The 14,946-nt window shown below is 72.5% G+C and carries 13 protein-coding genes; 11 read left to right on the plus strand and 2 right to left on the minus strand.

From position 1 onward, the window contains the following. The 11 genes from ACWEPF_RS38055 to ACWEPF_RS38105 all read left to right on the plus strand — a co-directional run. On the plus strand, positions 1-110 hold a 110-nt coding region (locus ACWEPF_RS38055), incomplete at its 5' end, for a Fe-Mn family superoxide dismutase (RefSeq protein ID WP_380149922.1). A 75-nt stretch (positions 111-185) separates the two neighbouring features. Then, a complete protein-coding gene (locus ACWEPF_RS38060; RefSeq protein WP_452176242.1) occupies positions 186-710 on the plus strand; it encodes a PadR family transcriptional regulator in 525 nt (174 codons plus the stop codon). Between the two features lie 32 nt (positions 711-742). Continuing rightward, positions 743-1,411, plus strand: coding sequence for an ABC transporter ATP-binding protein (locus tag ACWEPF_RS38065; protein WP_452176250.1), 669 nt, complete (start codon positions 743-745; stop codon positions 1,409-1,411). Between the two features lie 135 nt (positions 1,412-1,546). Next, a complete protein-coding gene (locus ACWEPF_RS38070) occupies positions 1,547-3,382 on the plus strand; it encodes an APC family permease (RefSeq protein WP_452176243.1) in 1,836 nt (611 codons plus the stop codon). A gap of 221 nt (positions 3,383-3,603) precedes the next feature. Further along, positions 3,604-5,589 carry an APC family permease gene (locus ACWEPF_RS38075; RefSeq protein WP_452176251.1) on the plus strand — a complete coding sequence of 662 codons (1,986 nt, stop codon included), beginning with the start codon at positions 3,604-3,606 and terminating at the stop codon, positions 5,587-5,589. Between the two features lie 19 nt (positions 5,590-5,608). Then, positions 5,609-5,812, plus strand: a complete 204-nt coding sequence (locus ACWEPF_RS38080) for a hypothetical protein (RefSeq protein WP_452176244.1) — start codon at positions 5,609-5,611, stop codon at positions 5,810-5,812. Next, complete coding sequence (kdpF, locus tag ACWEPF_RS38085; protein WP_452176245.1) at positions 5,809-5,898, plus strand: K(+)-transporting ATPase subunit F; 90 nt, start codon at positions 5,809-5,811, stop codon at positions 5,896-5,898. The genes ACWEPF_RS38080 and kdpF overlap by 4 nt, the downstream gene beginning before the upstream one ends. Before the next feature lies 1 nt (position 5,899). After that, complete coding sequence (gene kdpA / locus ACWEPF_RS38090) at positions 5,900-7,549, plus strand: potassium-transporting ATPase subunit KdpA (RefSeq protein WP_452176246.1); 1,650 nt, start codon at positions 5,900-5,902, stop codon at positions 7,547-7,549. Beyond that, complete coding sequence (kdpB, locus tag ACWEPF_RS38095; RefSeq protein ID WP_452176247.1) at positions 7,549-9,636, plus strand: potassium-transporting ATPase subunit KdpB; 2,088 nt, start codon at positions 7,549-7,551, stop codon at positions 9,634-9,636. The genes kdpA and kdpB overlap by 1 nt, the downstream gene beginning before the upstream one ends. Before the next feature lie 16 nt (positions 9,637-9,652). Then, the gene (gene kdpC / locus ACWEPF_RS38100; RefSeq protein ID WP_452176248.1) at positions 9,653-10,276 is read left to right on the plus strand and encodes a potassium-transporting ATPase subunit KdpC; all 624 of its coding nucleotides are present in this window, start codon (positions 9,653-9,655) and stop codon (positions 10,274-10,276) included. A gap of 2 nt (positions 10,277-10,278) precedes the next feature. After that, complete coding sequence (locus ACWEPF_RS38105; protein ID WP_452176252.1) at positions 10,279-12,750, plus strand: ATP-binding protein; 2,472 nt, start codon at positions 10,279-10,281, stop codon at positions 12,748-12,750. Between the two features lie 73 nt (positions 12,751-12,823). Here ACWEPF_RS38105 and nagB read toward each other — a convergent pair whose 3' ends face one another. Both nagB and ACWEPF_RS38115 read right to left on the minus strand, forming a co-directional pair. Then, positions 12,824-13,606: a glucosamine-6-phosphate deaminase gene (gene nagB / locus ACWEPF_RS38110; RefSeq protein ID WP_345280366.1), complete on the minus strand. Its 783-nt coding sequence runs from the start codon at positions 13,604-13,606 to the stop codon at positions 12,824-12,826. A gap of 82 nt (positions 13,607-13,688) precedes the next feature. Further along, positions 13,689-14,702, minus strand: a complete 1,014-nt coding sequence (locus ACWEPF_RS38115) for a glycosyltransferase family 2 protein (RefSeq protein ID WP_452176249.1) — start codon at positions 14,700-14,702, stop codon at positions 13,689-13,691. Positions 14,703-14,946: the final 244 nt, after the last annotated feature.

Consider the following 14,946-nt stretch of genomic DNA (forward strand, 5'->3'; position numbering starts at 1 on the left):
CCTACTACCTCCAGTACCGCAACGTCCGCCCCGACTACGTCACCCGCCTCTGGGACGTCGTCAACTGGACCGACGTCACCAACCGCTTCACCACCGCCAAGAACACCTGACCCGCCCCGGGCCCCGCCTCCCCACCACGGGACGCGGGGCCCGCGCGCCTATACACCGTGTGTACAGTGCGAACCATGTCACTCGGTCAGATCCTCCTCGGGCTCCTGGAGTCGCAGCCCCGCCACGGGTACGACCTCAAGCGGGCCTACGACGAGCAGTTCGGGCGGACCAGGTCGCTGCACTACGGGCAGGTGTACTCGACGCTGTCGCGGCTGCTGAAGGGCGGTCTGGTCGAGGTCGAGGGCGTGGAGCCGGGGGACGGGCCGGAGCGCAAGCGGTACGCGATCACCGAGGCCGGGGTCACCGACGTGGCGCAGTGGCTGGGGCGGGCGGAGAACCCGGAGCCGTACCTGCAGAACACGCTGTACGCCAAGGTGGTGCTGGCGCTGCTGACGGGCCGTCCGGCGGTGGAGGTGCTGGACACCCAGCGGACCGAGCACCTGCGGCAGATGCGGGCGCTCACCCGGCGCAAGGAGAGCGGGGACCTGGCGGACCAGCTGATCTGCGACCACGCGCTGTTCCACCTGGACGCCGACCTGCGCTGGCTGGAGCTGACCGCCGCCCGGCTGGACGAGCTCAGCGGCGAGGTGCTCCGGTGACCGCCCCGGCCCCGGCGCCGGCCCCGGCGGAGATCGAGCCGGCCGCGCCGCTGCTCAGCGCCACCGCGCTGGCCAAGCACTACGGGCCGACCACCGCGCTGCACGAGGCCTCGGTGCGGCTGGCCCCCGGCGAGCTGGTCGCGGTGATGGGGCCGTCCGGCTCCGGCAAGTCCACCCTGCTGCACTGCCTGGCCGGGATCGTCCGGCCGGACGCGGGCGCGGTGGAGTACGACGGCCGGCGCCTGGACCTGCTGTCCGACGGCGAGCGCAGCGCACTGCGCCGCACCGACTTCGGCTTCCTCTTCCAATTCGGCCAGCTGGTGCCCGAGTTGACCTGCCTGGAGAACGTGGCGCTGCCGCTGCGGCTGTCCGGCCTGCGGCGCCGCCCCGCCGAGGCGAAGGCCCGGGAGTGGCTGGAGCGGGTCGGCGCCGAGGGCACCGCCGCGCAGCGCCCCGGCGAGCTCTCCGGCGGGCAGGCCCACCGGGTGGCCACCGCACGGGCCCTGGTGACCGGCCCGCGGGTGCTCTTCGCCGACGAGCCGACCGGCGCCCTGGACTCCCTCAGCGGCGAGCGCGTCCTCCAGCTGATCCGCTCCACCGCCCAGGAGACCGGCGCCGCCGTCCTCCTGGTCACCCACGACTCCCGGGTGGCCGCCTACGCCGACCGCGAGATCGTGGTCCGCGACGGCCGCACCCGCTGAGCCTCCGCCCGGCGGGGCGTCAACGAGCCGTCAACGGGAGTGGACGGGCCGTCAGGATCCCGTCAGGGGCAGGGGCCCGAGGTGCGGACGGTCCGAGGATCGGGGCGGAAGCATCCCGCACCACCGGAGGACCGCATGTCCGTCACCGTCGCCGCCACCGCCCCCACGGCGGCCGAGGAGCCCCCTGATCAGCAGCGGCACGAGCTGACGGCGCTGGGCGGGCTGTCCGCGCTGTCGCTGGACGCGATGGCCTCGGTGGCCTACGGGCCCGAGGCGATCGTGCTGGTGCTGGCGGCGGCCGGGTCGTACGGGCTGGGGTTCACGCTGCCGGTGACGGTGGCGATCGCGGTGCTGCTGGCGGTGCTGGTGGCCTCGTACCGGCAGGTGATCGCGGCCTTCCCGGACGGCGGCGGCTCGTACGCGGTGGCCAAGGCGCACCTGGGGCGGCGCACGGCGCTGACCGCCGCCGCCTCGCTGGTGATCGACTACGTTCTGAACGTCGCGGTCTCGGTCACCGCCGGAGTGGCGGCGCTGACCTCCGCCTTCCCCTCCCTCCACGGGGACCGGGTCTGGCTCTGCCTGGGCGTGCTCGCCCTGGTGACGGCGGTGAACCTGCGCGGGATCGCCGAGTCGGCCCGCTGGTTCATGGTGCCGACCGCGGTGTTCGTGCTGTCGATCCTGGCGATCGTGGTGGCCGGTCTGTTCCGGGACGCGCCCGTCTCGACCGCGGCCGCCGCCGGGCACGCCTCGGTGCTGGGCGAGAACGCCACCGCCGTCGGCGCGCTGCTGCTGCTCAAGGCCTTCGCGGCCGGCTGCTCGGCGCTGACCGGCGTGGAGGCGGTGGCCAACGCCGTCCCCTCCTTCCGGGCCCCGGCCGTGCGCAGGGCCCAGCACACCGAGGTCGCGCTCGGCGGCCTGCTGGGCGTGATGCTGATCGGGCTGGCCGTGCTGATCGGTAAGTTCCACCTCCAGCCGGTCGAGGGCGTCACCGTGCTGGCGCAGCTGGCGGACGCCTCGCTCGGGCACGGGTTCGGCTTCTACCTGGTGCAGTTCGCCACCGTGGTCCTGCTCGGCCTGGCCGCCAACACCTCCTTCGGCGGCCTGCCGGTGCTGCTGCACCTGCTGGCCCGGGACAACCACCTGCCGCACGTCTTCGCCCTGCGCGCCGACCGCCGGGTGCACCGGCACGGCGTGCTCTTCCTGGCCCTGGTCTCCGCAGCCCTGCTGGTCGGCTCCGGCGGCGACGTCAACACCCTGGTGCCGCTGTTCGCGATCGGGGTGTTCGTCGGCTTCACGATCTGCCAGGTCGGCATGGTGACGCACTGGCTGATCGCCCGTCAGCGGGCCCGCGCGGCGCTGAACGGCTTCGGCGCGCTGCTCACCGGTGTGGCCGCGGTGGTGGTGACCGGCACCAAGTTCACCGAGGGCGCCTGGGGCATCTGCCTGGCGCTGCCGCTGCTGGTGCTGCTCTTCGAGGCCGTCCACCGTGCCTACGCCCGGATCGGCGAGCGGCTGGAACTCGGCCGGGTGCCGGGGCCGTTGACCGGCTCCGGGCCCTCGCTGGTGCTGGTGCCGGTCAGCACGATCACCCGGCTCACCCGGGAGGCGCTCTGCACGGCCCGTTCGCTCGGCGACGAGGTGCGCGCCTTCACCGTGCTGCCGGCCGACCCCGACGCCGAGGACCGGGAGGCCGCCGAGGCGCTGCGGCGGGACTGGGAGCTCTGGCGGCCGGGCGTCGAACTGGTGGAGATCACCGATCCGCACCGGCGTCTGGGGCAGCCGATCGCGGACTACGTGAACGGCCTCGGCGAGGGCCGCCGGGTCACCGTGCTGATCCCCGAGGTGGAGCCGGCCCGCCTCTGGCAGCGCGCGCTGCAGAACCAGCGCGGCGCGGTGATCGACCGGGCGCTGCGCCGCCGCACCGACGCCACCGTCTGCCGCCTCCGGCTGCGGATGCGCCCGTCGATCTGACCCTTGTGCACTTTTTGCCCTGGTTTCGCGCACGGACCTTGACGGACCCTTAACACCCGGCCTGACGGTCCGTCACTCCCGGCCAAATGCCCTCTGATCTGCGGTGACACGGACCCGGAGGGGGTACTTCGGGCAGTTTCGGAGATTCGTCACCGCGTCCTACCCTCGCCCCTGTGTTCAATCTGCCCCAGGCGCTCAAGCGCCTCGTGATCGGCAAGGCCATGCGCAGCGAGGAGCTGGGCGAAACGCTGCTGCCCAAGCGGCTGGCACTGCCGATCTTCGCCTCGGACCCGCTCTCCTCGGTCGCCTACGCGACCCAGGAGATCCTGCTGGTGCTGACCGTCGGCGGCACCGCCTTCCTCTACCTCACCCCGTGGATCGCGGCCGCGGTCGTCGGGCTGATGGTGGTCGTGGTGCTGTCGTACCGTCAGGTCGTCCACGCCTACCCGAGCGGCGGCGGCTCCTACGAGGTGGCCTCGCGCAACCTCGGCCCGAACGCCGGGTTGGTGGTGGCCGCCTCACTGCTGGTCGACTACGTGATGACGGTGGCCGTCTCGGTCGCCTCGGGCGTGGACAACATCATCTCGGCCTTCCCCGGCCTGGACGAGCACCGGGTCCTCCTGGCGGTCGGCTTCGTCGCGCTGCTCACCGCGATGAACCTGCGCGGCGTGCGCGAGTCCGGCAAGGCCTTCGCCGCCCCCACCTACCTGTTCATCGGCGCCATGCTGCTGATGATCGCCACCGGCCTGGTCCGGCTGGCCTTCGGGGACGCGCCGGTGGCGGCCAGCGCCGGGTACGGGATCACACCCGAGCACGGCAAGGACGCGCTGGCCGGGCTGGGCCTGCTGCTGCTGGGGCTCCGGGCGTTCGCCTCCGGCTGCACGGCGCTGACCGGCGTGGAGGCGATCTCCAACGGCGTGCCCGCCTTCCGCGCCCCGAAGTCGAGGAACGCCGCCACCACCATGGCCGCCATGGGCATCATCGCGGTGGTGATGTTCACCGGTGTGACGGCGCTGGCGCTGATCGCCAAGGTCCACATCGCCGAGGACGCCTGCCGGTTGACCGGCTTCGCCGACTGCGCGACCGCTCCCCAGCAGACCGTCATCGCCCAGCTCGCGGCCGCCACCTTCGGCGGGGACGACTCGATCCTGTTCTACCTCGTCCAGGCCGTCACCGCGCTGGTCCTGATCCTGGCCGCCAACACCGCCTTCAACGGCTTCCCGCTGCTCGCCTCGATCCTGGCCGAACACCGCTACCTGCCCCGCCAGATGCACACCCGCGGCGACCGCCTCGCCTTCTCCAACGGCATCATCGCGCTCGCCCTGGTGGCCGGCGGTCTGCTCTGGCTCTACGACGCCGACGTCACCGACCTCATCCACCTCTACATCCTCGGCGTCTTCACCTCCTTCACCCTGAGCCAAAGCGGCATGGTGCTTCATTGGAACCGCGCCCTGGCCGGCGAGAGGGACCCGGCCGTCCGGGCCGGCGCCCGGCGCGCCCGGGTGATCAACGCGCTCGGCGCGCTGACCACGGCGCTGGTGCTGGTGATCGTGCTGGCCACCAAGTTCACCCAGGGCGCCTGGCTGGCCGTCCTGGCCGCCGCCGCGCTCTGGATGACGATGCGCGGCATCCGCCGCCACTACGACCGGGTCTCCGCCGAGCTCTCGGTGACGGACCCTCAGGAGGACTCCGTCCGCCCGGCCCGGGTGCACGGGATCGTGCTGGTCTCCCGGCTGCACAAGCCCACCCTGCGCGCGCTCACCTACGCACAGGCCTTCCAGCTGGACGACCTGGAGGCGCTCACCGTCGCCGTGGAGCCCGAGGCGGTGAGCGAGCTGCGCGCGCAGTGGGACGCCGCCGGGCTGGACGTCCCGCTGAAGCAACTCGCCTCGCCCTACCGGGAGATCACCAAGCCGGTGACCGCCTACGTCCGCTCGGTGCGGCAGGCCAGCCCCGGGGACGCCGTGGCGGTGTTCATCCCCGAGTACGTGGTCGGCCACTGGTGGGAGACCCTGCTGCACAACCAGTCCGCGCTCTGGCTGAAGAGCCGTCTGCTCTTCACCCCCGGCGTGATGGTCATCTCGGTCCCCTGGCAGCTCAACTCCTCGGCCCGGGCGGACCGCCCGGCCCGCCGGGCCCCGGGCGCGGTGCGGCGCGGCGAGCCGGAGCAGCCGGGCCGGACCCCGGACCGCGCTAAGACGCCGTAAGGAACACCCGATCACCCGTATGGACGGCGTCAGCGGACCGCTGACGCCGTCCATACGCCTGTTTGAGTGGCTGCGCCGGCCCGCCGCCGGAGCCGTCCGAGCCTTCGGCGGCCAGCTACGCAACCACCTTGGTGGAGTCATGTCCGATTTCGTCTTCGTCGGGATCACGGTCGCCGTGTTCGCCGTCATCGCCCTGATCGCGCGAGGGGTGGAGAAGCTGTGAGCGCCGAGAACCTCGCAGGCCTCCTCGTCGCCGTCGCCCTGGTCGGCTACCTCGTGGTGGCGCTGATCTACCCGGAGAAGTTCTGACATGACCGGCTGGATCCAGGCGATCGCCCTGGTCGGTGCGCTGGCCCTGTGCCACCGCCCGCTCGGCGACTTCATCGCCCACCTGCTCACCTCCGCCCGGCACCTGAGAGCCGAGCGCGTCCTCTACAGGGTGATCGGCGTCGACCCGGAGGCGGACCAGCGCTGGCCCGTGTACCTCCGCTCGGTGCTGGCCTTCTCCGCCGTCTCGGTGCTCTTCCTCTACGGCCTCCAGCGGGTGCAGAACCACCTGCTGCTGAACCTCGGCCTGGACGCCGTCCCGGCCCACACCGCCTGGAACACCGCGATCTCCTTCGTCGCCAACACCAACTGGCAGTCGTACTCGGGCGAGTCGACCATGGGCCACCTGGTGCAGATGGCCGGCCTCGCGGTGCAGAACTTCGTCTCCGCCGCCGTCGGCATCGCGGTGATGGCCGCCCTGATCCGCGGCTTCGCCCGGAACCGGACCGACCGGGTCGGCAACTTCTGGGTGGACCTGGTCCGGATCTCCCTGCGCCTGCTGCTGCCGATCGCGGTGGTCTTCGCCCTGGTGCTGGCCGCCACCGGCGTGGTGCAGAACCTCCACGGCTTCCACGAGCTGACCACCCTGTCCGGGGGTCAGCAGTCCGTCCCGGGCGGGCCGGTGGCCTCGCAGGAGGTCATCAAGCTGCTGGGCACCAACGGCGGCGGCTTCTTCAACGCCAACTCGGCCCACCCCTTCGAGAACCCGAACGGCTTCAGCAACCTGCTGGAGGTCTTCCTGCTGCTGGTGATCCCGTTCGCCCTGCCGCGCACCTTCGGCAGGATGGTCGGCGACACCCGCCAGGGCTACGCGGTCCTCTCGGTGATGGGCCTGTTCTGGGTGGCCTCCACCGCGCTGATCACCTTCTTCGAGCTCCGGCACTCCGGCGCGGCCTCGCAGGCCGCCGGCGCCGGGTTCGAGGGCAAGGAGCAGCGCTTCGGCATCGCCGCGTCGAGCCTGTTCGCCGCCTCCACCACGCTGACCTCGACCGGCGCGGTGAACTCCTTCCACGACTCGTACTCGCCGTTCGGCGGCGGGCTGACGGTCTTCAACATGATGCTCGGTGAGATCGCGCCCGGCGGGACCGGCTCCGGCCTGTACGGGATGCTGGTCCTGGCGATCGTCGCGGTGTTCGTGGCCGGTCTGATGGTCGGCCGCACCCCCGAGTACCTGGGCAAGAAGCTCGGCGGGCGGGAGATGAAGTTCGCCTCGCTCTACATCCTCACCACCCCGACCCTGGTGCTGGTCGGCACCGGTGTCGCGACGGCCCTGCCGGGCGAGCGGGCCGGGATGCTCAACTCCGGTGCCCACGGCTTCTCCGAGGTGCTGTACGCCTTCACCTCCGCCGCCAACAACAACGGGTCCGCGTTCGGCGGCCTGACCGTCAACACCGAGTGGTACGACACCGCGCTCGGCCTGGCGATGGTCCTCGGCCGCTTCCTGCCGATGGTGTTCGTGCTGGCGCTGGCCGGCGCGCTGGCCAAGCAGCAGCCGGTCCCCGCCACCCCGGGCACCCTGCCCACCCACACGCCGCTGTTCGTGGGCCTGCTGTCGGGAGTGATCCTGATCGTGGTCGGCCTCACCTACTTCCCGGCCCTGGCTCTCGGGCCGATCGCGGAAGGTCTGCACTGATGTCGTCCACCACCCCCGCCACCGCCGAGCAGCAGACCCCGCACAGAGCGGGGAGCAACCTGCTCGACCCCAGGCTGATCGCCGCCTCGCTGCCGGACGCGGTGAAGAAGCTCGACCCGCGCGTCATGATCAAGAACCCGGTCATGTTCGTGGTCGAGGTCGGCTCGGTGGTCACCACCGTCGCCGCGATCGCCGACCCGTCCGTGTTCGCCTGGTCGATCACCGTCTGGCTCTGGCTCACCACCGTCTTCGCCAACCTCGCCGAGGCCGTCGCCGAGGGCCGGGGCAAGGCCCAGGCCGACACCCTGCGCCGGGCCAAGACCGACGCCAAGGCCCGACGCCTCGTCAACTGGCCCGCCACGCAGGACGAGGAGGAGGTCCCGGGCACCGCGCTGCGGCTCGGCGACCACGTGGTGATCGAGGCCGGGCAGGTGATACCCGGCGACGGCGACGTGGTCGAGGGCGTCGCCAGCGTGGACGAGTCGGCCATCACCGGCGAGTCCGCCCCCGTCATCCGGGAGTCGGGCGGCGACCGCTCCGCCGTCACCGGCGGCACCAAGGTGCTCTCCGACCGGATCGTCGTGCGGATCACCTCGGAACCGGGCAAGACCTTCATCGACCGGATGATCGCCCTGGTCGAGGGCGCCGCCCGGCAGAAGACCCCGAACGAGATCGCCCTCAACATCCTGCTGGCGTCCCTGACGATCGTCTTCCTGATCGCGGTGGTCACCCTCCAGCCGATGGCCACCTACGCGGGCGCCCCGCAGTCGACGGTCGTGCTGTGCGCCCTGATCGTGGCGCTGATCCCGACCACCATCGGCGCGCTGCTCTCCGCGATCGGCATCGCCGGCATGGACCGGCTGGTCCAGCGCAACGTGCTGGCGATGTCCGGCCGGGCCGTCGAGGCCGCGGGCGACGTGAACACCCTGCTGCTCGACAAGACCGGCACCATCACCCTCGGCAACCGCCAGGCCGCCGAGTTCCTCTCCGCGGCCGGGGTCGGCACCGAGGAGCTGGCCGACGCGGCCCAGCTCTCCTCGCTCGCGGACGAGACCCCCGAGGGCCGCTCGATCGTGGTGCTCGCCAAGACCGCCTACGGCCTGCGGGCGCGCACCCAGGGCGAGTTGGCACACGCCACCTGGGTGCCGTTCACCGCCCAGACCCGGATGTCCGGCGTCGACGTGGACGGCCGGCAGGTCCGCAAGGGCGCGGCCGGAGCGGTCGCCGCCTGGGTCCGGGACAACGGCGGCGCCGTGGACGGACAGGTCACCGGGCTGGTCGACGGGATCTCCGGCGCCGGTGGCACCCCGCTGGTCGTCGCCGAGAAGGAGGGCCCGGCCCCGGCCCGGGTACTGGGCGTGATCCACCTCAAGGACGTGGTCAAGGAGGGCATGCGGGAGCGCTTCGACGAGCTGCGCCGGATGGGCATCAGGACCGTCATGATCACCGGCGACAACCCGCTGACCGCCAAGGCGATCGCGGAGGAGGCGGGCGTGGACGACTTCCTCGCCGAGGCCACCCCCGAGGACAAGATGGCGCTCATCAAGAAGGAGCAGGCCGGCGGCAAGCTGGTCGCGATGACCGGCGACGGCACCAACGACGCCCCCGCCCTCGCCCAGGCCGACGTCGGCGTGGCGATGAACACCGGCACCATGGCGGCCAAGGAGGCCGGCAACATGGTGGACCTGGACTCCAACCCCACCAAGCTGATCGAGATCGTCGAGATCGGGAAGCAACTCCTGATCACCCGGGGCTCGTTGACCACCTTCTCGATCGCCAACGACGTGGCCAAGTACTTCGCGATCATCCCCGCGATGTTCGCCACCGTGTACCCGGGGCTCGACAAGCTCAACGTCATGCAGCTGCACAGCCCGCAGTCCGCCATCACCTCGGCGATCGTCTTCAACGCCCTGGTCATCGTCGGGCTCGTCCCGCTGGCCCTGCGCGGCGTCAAGTACCGCCCCTCCGACGCCGGTTCGCTGCTGCGCCGGAACATCGGGATCTACGGCCTCGGCGGTCTGGTGGTGCCGTTCGTCGGCATCAAGCTGATCGACCTGGTCGTCCAGTTCATCCCCGGCCTGAGCTGAAAGGAGGCCACCTCACATGCCCACCATCGTGCGCAACCACCTCACCGCGCTGCGGGCCCTGCTGGTCCTGACCGTGATCCTCGGGATCGCCTACCCGCTGGCCGTCACCGGCATCAGCCAACTCGCCTTCGCCGACCGCGCGAACGGATCGATCGTCGGCTCCGAGGGGAGGGAGGTCGGCTCCAGCCTGCTCGGCCAGACCTTCGACCTCCCGAAGACGAACCCCGACGACCCGGAGGAGGCCGCCCGGCCGGACCCGAAGTGGTTCCAGCCCCGGCCCTCCGCGGCCGGTGCGGGCTACGACCCGAAGTCCTCCGGCGCCTCCAACCTCGGCCCCAACAGCGAGGTGCTGCTGAAGGCCGTCGAGGAGCGCCGCGCCGCGGTCGCCGCCTTCGACGGGGTCGACCCGGCCACCGTGCCGGCCGACGCGCTCACCGCCTCCGGCTCCGGCCTCGACCCGCACATCTCGACCGCGTACGCCGAGCAGCAGGTCAACCGGGTCGCGCAGGCCCGCGGCGTCGACGCCGGACGGCTGCGGCAGCTGGTCGACCGGTACACCGAGGGCCCCGCCCTCGGCTTCCTCGGCCAGGCCGGGGTGAACGTGGTCCTCCTCAACAAGGCGCTGGCAGAGACGAAGTGACGATCCCGCAGGGACGGCGCGGGCGGCTCCGGGTGTACCTCGGGGCCGCCCCCGGCGTGGGCAAGACGTACCGGATGCTGGACGAGGCCCGCCGGCGCCGGGAGCGCGGCGCGGACGTGGTGGTCGGCTACATCGAGTGCCACGGCCGTCGGCACACCGAGGCCATGCTGCAGGGCCTGGAGGTCGTCCCCCGGGCCCAACGGGTCTACCGGGGAACGGAGTTCACCGAGATGGACCTGGCGGCGGTGCTGGCCCGCCGCCCGGGCCTGGTCCTGGTGGACGAGCTCGCCCACACCAACGTCCCCGGCGGCGCCCACGCCAAGCGCTGGGAGGACGTCGAGGAGCTGCTGGCGGCCGGGATCGACGTGGTCACCACCGTCAACGTCCAGCACCTGGAGTCGCTCAACGACGTGGTGCGGAAGATCACCGGCGTCCCGCAGCGGGAGACCGTGCCGGACGAGGTGGTGCGCACCGCCGACCAGATCGAGCTGGTCGACATGGCCCCGCAGGCACTGCGCCGCCGGATGGCCCACGGCAACGTCTACGAGGCCGAGAAGGTGGACGCCGCGCTCTCCAACTACTTCCGGGTCGGCAACCTGACGGCCCTTCGGGAACTCGCCCTGCTCTGGGTGGCCGGTCGGGTCGACGAGGGCCTGCGCGACTACCGGGCCGAGCACCGGATCGACCGGGTCTGGGAGACCCGCGAGCGCGTGGTGGTCGCCCTGACCGGCGGCCCCGAGGGCGAGACGCTGATCCGCCGCGCCGCCCGGATCGCCGACCGCACCGCCGGGGGCGAACTGCTGGCCGTCCACATCACCCGCAGCGACGGCCTGGCCGGCGCCTCCCCCGGCCAACTCGCCCGGCAGCGCCACCTGGTGGAGACCCTCGGCGGCAGCTACCACGTGGTGGTCGGCGACGACATCCCCACCGCGCTGCTCTCCTTCGCCCGCGCCCACCACGCCACCCAGCTGGTGCTCGGCACCAGCCGCCGCGGCCGGGTCAACCGCTTCCTCACCGGCCCCGGCATCGGCGAGACCACCGTGGACGCCTCCGAGGACATCGACGTCCACATGGTCACCCACGAGTTCACCGGCCGCGGCCGCCTGCCCGCCCTCGGGCGGCGCCACTCGCCCCGGCGGACCTTCGCCGGCTACCTGACCGGGCTGGCGCTCCCCGCCCTGCTCACCCTGCTGCTCTCGCACACCGGCCTGAACCTCACCACCGACGCCCTGATCTTCCAACTCGGCGTGGTGGCGGTCGCGTTGCTCGGCGGCGCGGTCTCCGCGCTGCTCGCCTCGGTGGCCGCCTCGCTGCTGCTCAACTACTACTTCATCCCGCCCGTCCACACCTTCACCGTCACCGAACCCAACAACGTCATCGCGCTCGCGGTCTTCGCCGCCGTCGCCCTCACCGTCTCCACCGTGGTCGACCGCGCCGCCCGCCTCACCGCCCGCGCCGCCCGCGCCACCGCCGAGGCCGAGACCCTCTCCACCCTGGCCGGCAGCGTGCTGCGCGGCGCGGACGCGCTGCCCGCCCTGCTGGAGAAGTGCCGCACCGCCTTCGGCATGGACGCCGTCGCCCTGCTGGACCGCACCGGCGGCACCGTGCTCGCCGCCTCGGGCGCGGGGACGGGCGAGGTCACCGAGGTGGGCGTCGGCGGCGGGGCCGTGCTGGTGCTGACGGGCCGTCGGCTGCCCGCCGCCGACCAGCGCGTGCTGACCGCCTTCGCCGCCCACGTCGGCGCCGCCCTGGAGCGCGACCGCCTCGCCACCGCGGCCTCGGAGGTCGAAACCGTCAAGGCCGCCGACAAGATGCGCACCGCCCTGCTCGCCGCCGTCGGCCACGACCTGCGCACCCCGCTGGCCGCGGCCCTCGCCTCCGTCGGCTCCCTGCGCAGCCCCGACGTCGAGTTCTCTGAGGAGGACACCGCCGAACTCCTCGCCACCGCCGACGAATCCCTCCTCAAGCTGACCCGCCTGGTCGACAACCTGCTCGACATGAGCCGCCTCCAGGCCGGCGCCCTCACCCTCCACCTCGCCCCCACCCACCTCGACGAGGTCCTCCCGCGCGCCGTCGACTCCCTCGCCGACCCGGACGCCCCCGTCCAGCCCCTCGGCCTCGCCGACGCCCCGCCCGTCCTCGCCGACCCCCCGCTGCTGGAACGCGTCCTGGCCAACGTCATCACCAACGCCCTGCGCCACAACGCCCCCGGCGCCCCCGTCCTGGTCACCGCCTCCACCCACGCCGGACGCGTCGAGATCCGCGTCGTCGACCGCGGCCCCGGCATCCCGCCCGAGGACCGCGACCGCGTCTTCCTCCCCTTCCAACGCCTCGGCGACACCGACAACACCACCGGCACCGGCCTGGGCCTCGCCCTCTCCCGCGGCCTCGCCGAAGCCATGGACGGCACCCTCGACGTCGAGGACACCCCCGGCGGCGGCACCACCGTGCTCCTCACCCTCCCGGCGGCCTGATGCGGCCCGGAACGCACGGGAGCCGTGGCCCCCGGAGGGACCACGGCTCCCGCACGACGGGCGCGGTACTGCGTCAGATCGACTGCCAGTCCGGCTTCGCGGCGTAGGTGGCGCGGAAGTAGTCGGCCAGCTTGAGGCCGGCTGCGGCGGCCTCGTCGACCACCACGGTGGCGTGCGGGTGGAGCTGCAGGGCGGAGGCCGGGACCAGCGCGGAGAGCGGGCCCTCGACGGTGGCGGCGACGGCGTCGGCCTTGTTGGCGCCGGTGGCCAGCAGGACCACGTGACGGGCCTCCAGGATGGTGCCGATGCCCTGGGTGATGACGTGGTGCGGGACCTGCTCGATGTCGTCCTCGAAGAAGCGCGCGTTGTCGACCCGGGTCTGCTCGGTCAGGGTCTTGATCCGGGTGCGCGAGGCGAGCGAGGAGCAGGGCTCGTTGAAGCCGATGTGCCCGTCGGTGCCGATCCCGAGGATCTGGAAGTCCACGCCGCCGGCCTCGGCCAGCGCGCGGTCGTAGTGGATCGCCTCGGCCGCGACGTCCTCGGCGGTGCCGTCCGGGCCGATGAAGGAGGCCTCGCTCAGGCCGAGCGGCTCCACCACCTGGCGGATCACGGTGGAGCGGTACGACTCCGGGTGCCCGGCGGGCAGGCCGACGTACTCGTCCAGCTGGCAGATCCGGACCCGGGAGACGTCCAGGCCGCCCGCCACCTTGGTGGTCAGCGCGGTGTAGATCGGCAGCGGCGTGGAGCCGGTGGCCACCCCGACCAGCGCGTCGGGCTTGCGCGCCACCAGCTCGGCGATGGCCGAGGCGATGAGCTCGCCGCCCGCGGCGGCGTCGGGGACGATCACGATTTCCATGGCTCCACCGTTCTGATTCGTACGCGTAGATGTGGTCTAGACCAGACTCGCAGATTCTACCGAGCCCCGTCCAGGACCATCGTCACGGTCCAGCCTCCGGTACGCCGCCCTCCCACGCCGGGCCGGAGGCCGAGTCGGAAGCCGCGCCGGAGGCCGAGTCGGAGGCCACGAAGTAGGTGGGGCGGCGCTGGACGGCGGTGTAGATCCGGCCCACGTACTCGCCCAGCAGGCCGACGCAGATCAGCTGCACGCTGCCCAGGAAGAGCACCGCCACGAACAGCGAGGTCCAGCCCGGCACGGTGGATCCGGCCAGGTGCACCCCGATGCTCCACACCACCATCAGCAGGCAGAGCAGGAAGCTGGCCACACCCAGCCAGGTGGCCAGCCGCAGCGGGGCCGCCGAGAAGGTGGTGACGCTCTCCATCGCGAGCCGGACCATCTTGCCGACCGAGTACTTGCTGCTCCCGGCGACCCGCTCCGCCCGCTGGTAGGCCACCTGCCCGCTGGGGAAGCCCAGCCAGGGCACCAGCAGCCGGTAGACCTGCTGCTGATCGGTCGGCAGCTCCTTGAGCGCCTCCACCGCGACCCGGCTGAGCAGCCGGAAATCACCCGCCTGGGCCGTCACCCGCTTGCCGACCAGCCTGCGCACCAGCCAGTAGTACGCCCCGGCCGTCCGTCGTTTGAAGGCGGTGTCGGTGGACCGGTCCGTGCGCACCCCGTAGACGATGTCCAGCCCCTCGGCCCGGGCCAGCTCCAGCATCTCGGGGATCTTCTCCGGCGGGTCCTGGAGGTCGGCGTCGATGCTGGCCACGTACGCGCCGACGGCCGCGTGCAGCCCCGCCGTCAGCGCGGCCTGGTGCCCGGCGTTCGACCGCAGCCTCACCACCCGGAGCTCCGGCCACCCGGCCCGCTCCTTCTCCAGCAGCTCGGCCGTCCGGTCCGCACTCCCGTCGTCCACCGCGACGACCTCGTACGACACCCCGGCCCCGTCCAGCGCCGGGCGCAGCCTGGCCACCAGGGCCGGCAGCGCGGCCTCCTCGTCGTACATCGGGACGACGACCGAGAGGATCGTCCTCCCCTCGGGTGCTACCGGCATGATTTCCCGCCTGCGGTCCAGACCATGGGGACGGCCCGGACAGTAGCACGGGGGCGGCGCCCGGTGGACCGGGTGCCGCCCCCGCGCTGGGTGCTGAGGGACCGTCAGTACTTCAGCGACTGCCAGTAGGTGTTGCTGGCCCAGAGCGCCTGGACGCCGTCGGCGTCGTAGAGCACCAGGTTGGCGTCGTTCTGCAGCACCAGGTACGCACCCGGGTGACCCCAGGTCCCGGTCGACCACAGAC

The organism is Kitasatospora sp. NPDC004289 (assembly GCF_053602875.1).

Bases quoted from the DNA above. Each gene is read 5' to 3' on its own strand.
- ACWEPF_RS38060 (WP_452176242.1), top strand. From the start codon at position 186: ATGTCACTCGGTCAGATCCTCCTCGGGCTCCTGGAGTCGCAGCCCCGC.
- ACWEPF_RS38070 (WP_452176243.1), top strand. From the start codon at position 1,547: ATGTCCGTCACCGTCGCCGCCACCGCCCCCACGGCGGCCGAGGAGCCC.
- ACWEPF_RS38075 (WP_452176251.1), top strand. From the start codon at position 3,604: ATGCGCAGCGAGGAGCTGGGCGAAACGCTGCTGCCCAAGCGGCTGGCA.
- ACWEPF_RS38080 (WP_452176244.1), top strand. From the start codon at position 5,609: ATGGACGGCGTCAGCGGACCGCTGACGCCGTCCATACGCCTGTTTGAG.
- kdpA (WP_452176246.1), top strand. From the start codon at position 5,900: ATGACCGGCTGGATCCAGGCGATCGCCCTGGTCGGTGCGCTGGCCCTG.
- kdpB (WP_452176247.1), top strand. From the start codon at position 7,549: ATGTCGTCCACCACCCCCGCCACCGCCGAGCAGCAGACCCCGCACAGA.
- kdpC (WP_452176248.1), top strand. From the start codon at position 9,653: ATGCCCACCATCGTGCGCAACCACCTCACCGCGCTGCGGGCCCTGCTG.
- nagB (WP_345280366.1), bottom strand. From the start codon at position 13,606: ATGGAAATCGTGATCGTCCCCGACGCCGCCGCGGGCGGCGAGCTCATC.
- ACWEPF_RS38115 (WP_452176249.1), bottom strand. From the start codon at position 14,702: ATGCCGGTAGCACCCGAGGGGAGGACGATCCTCTCGGTCGTCGTCCCG.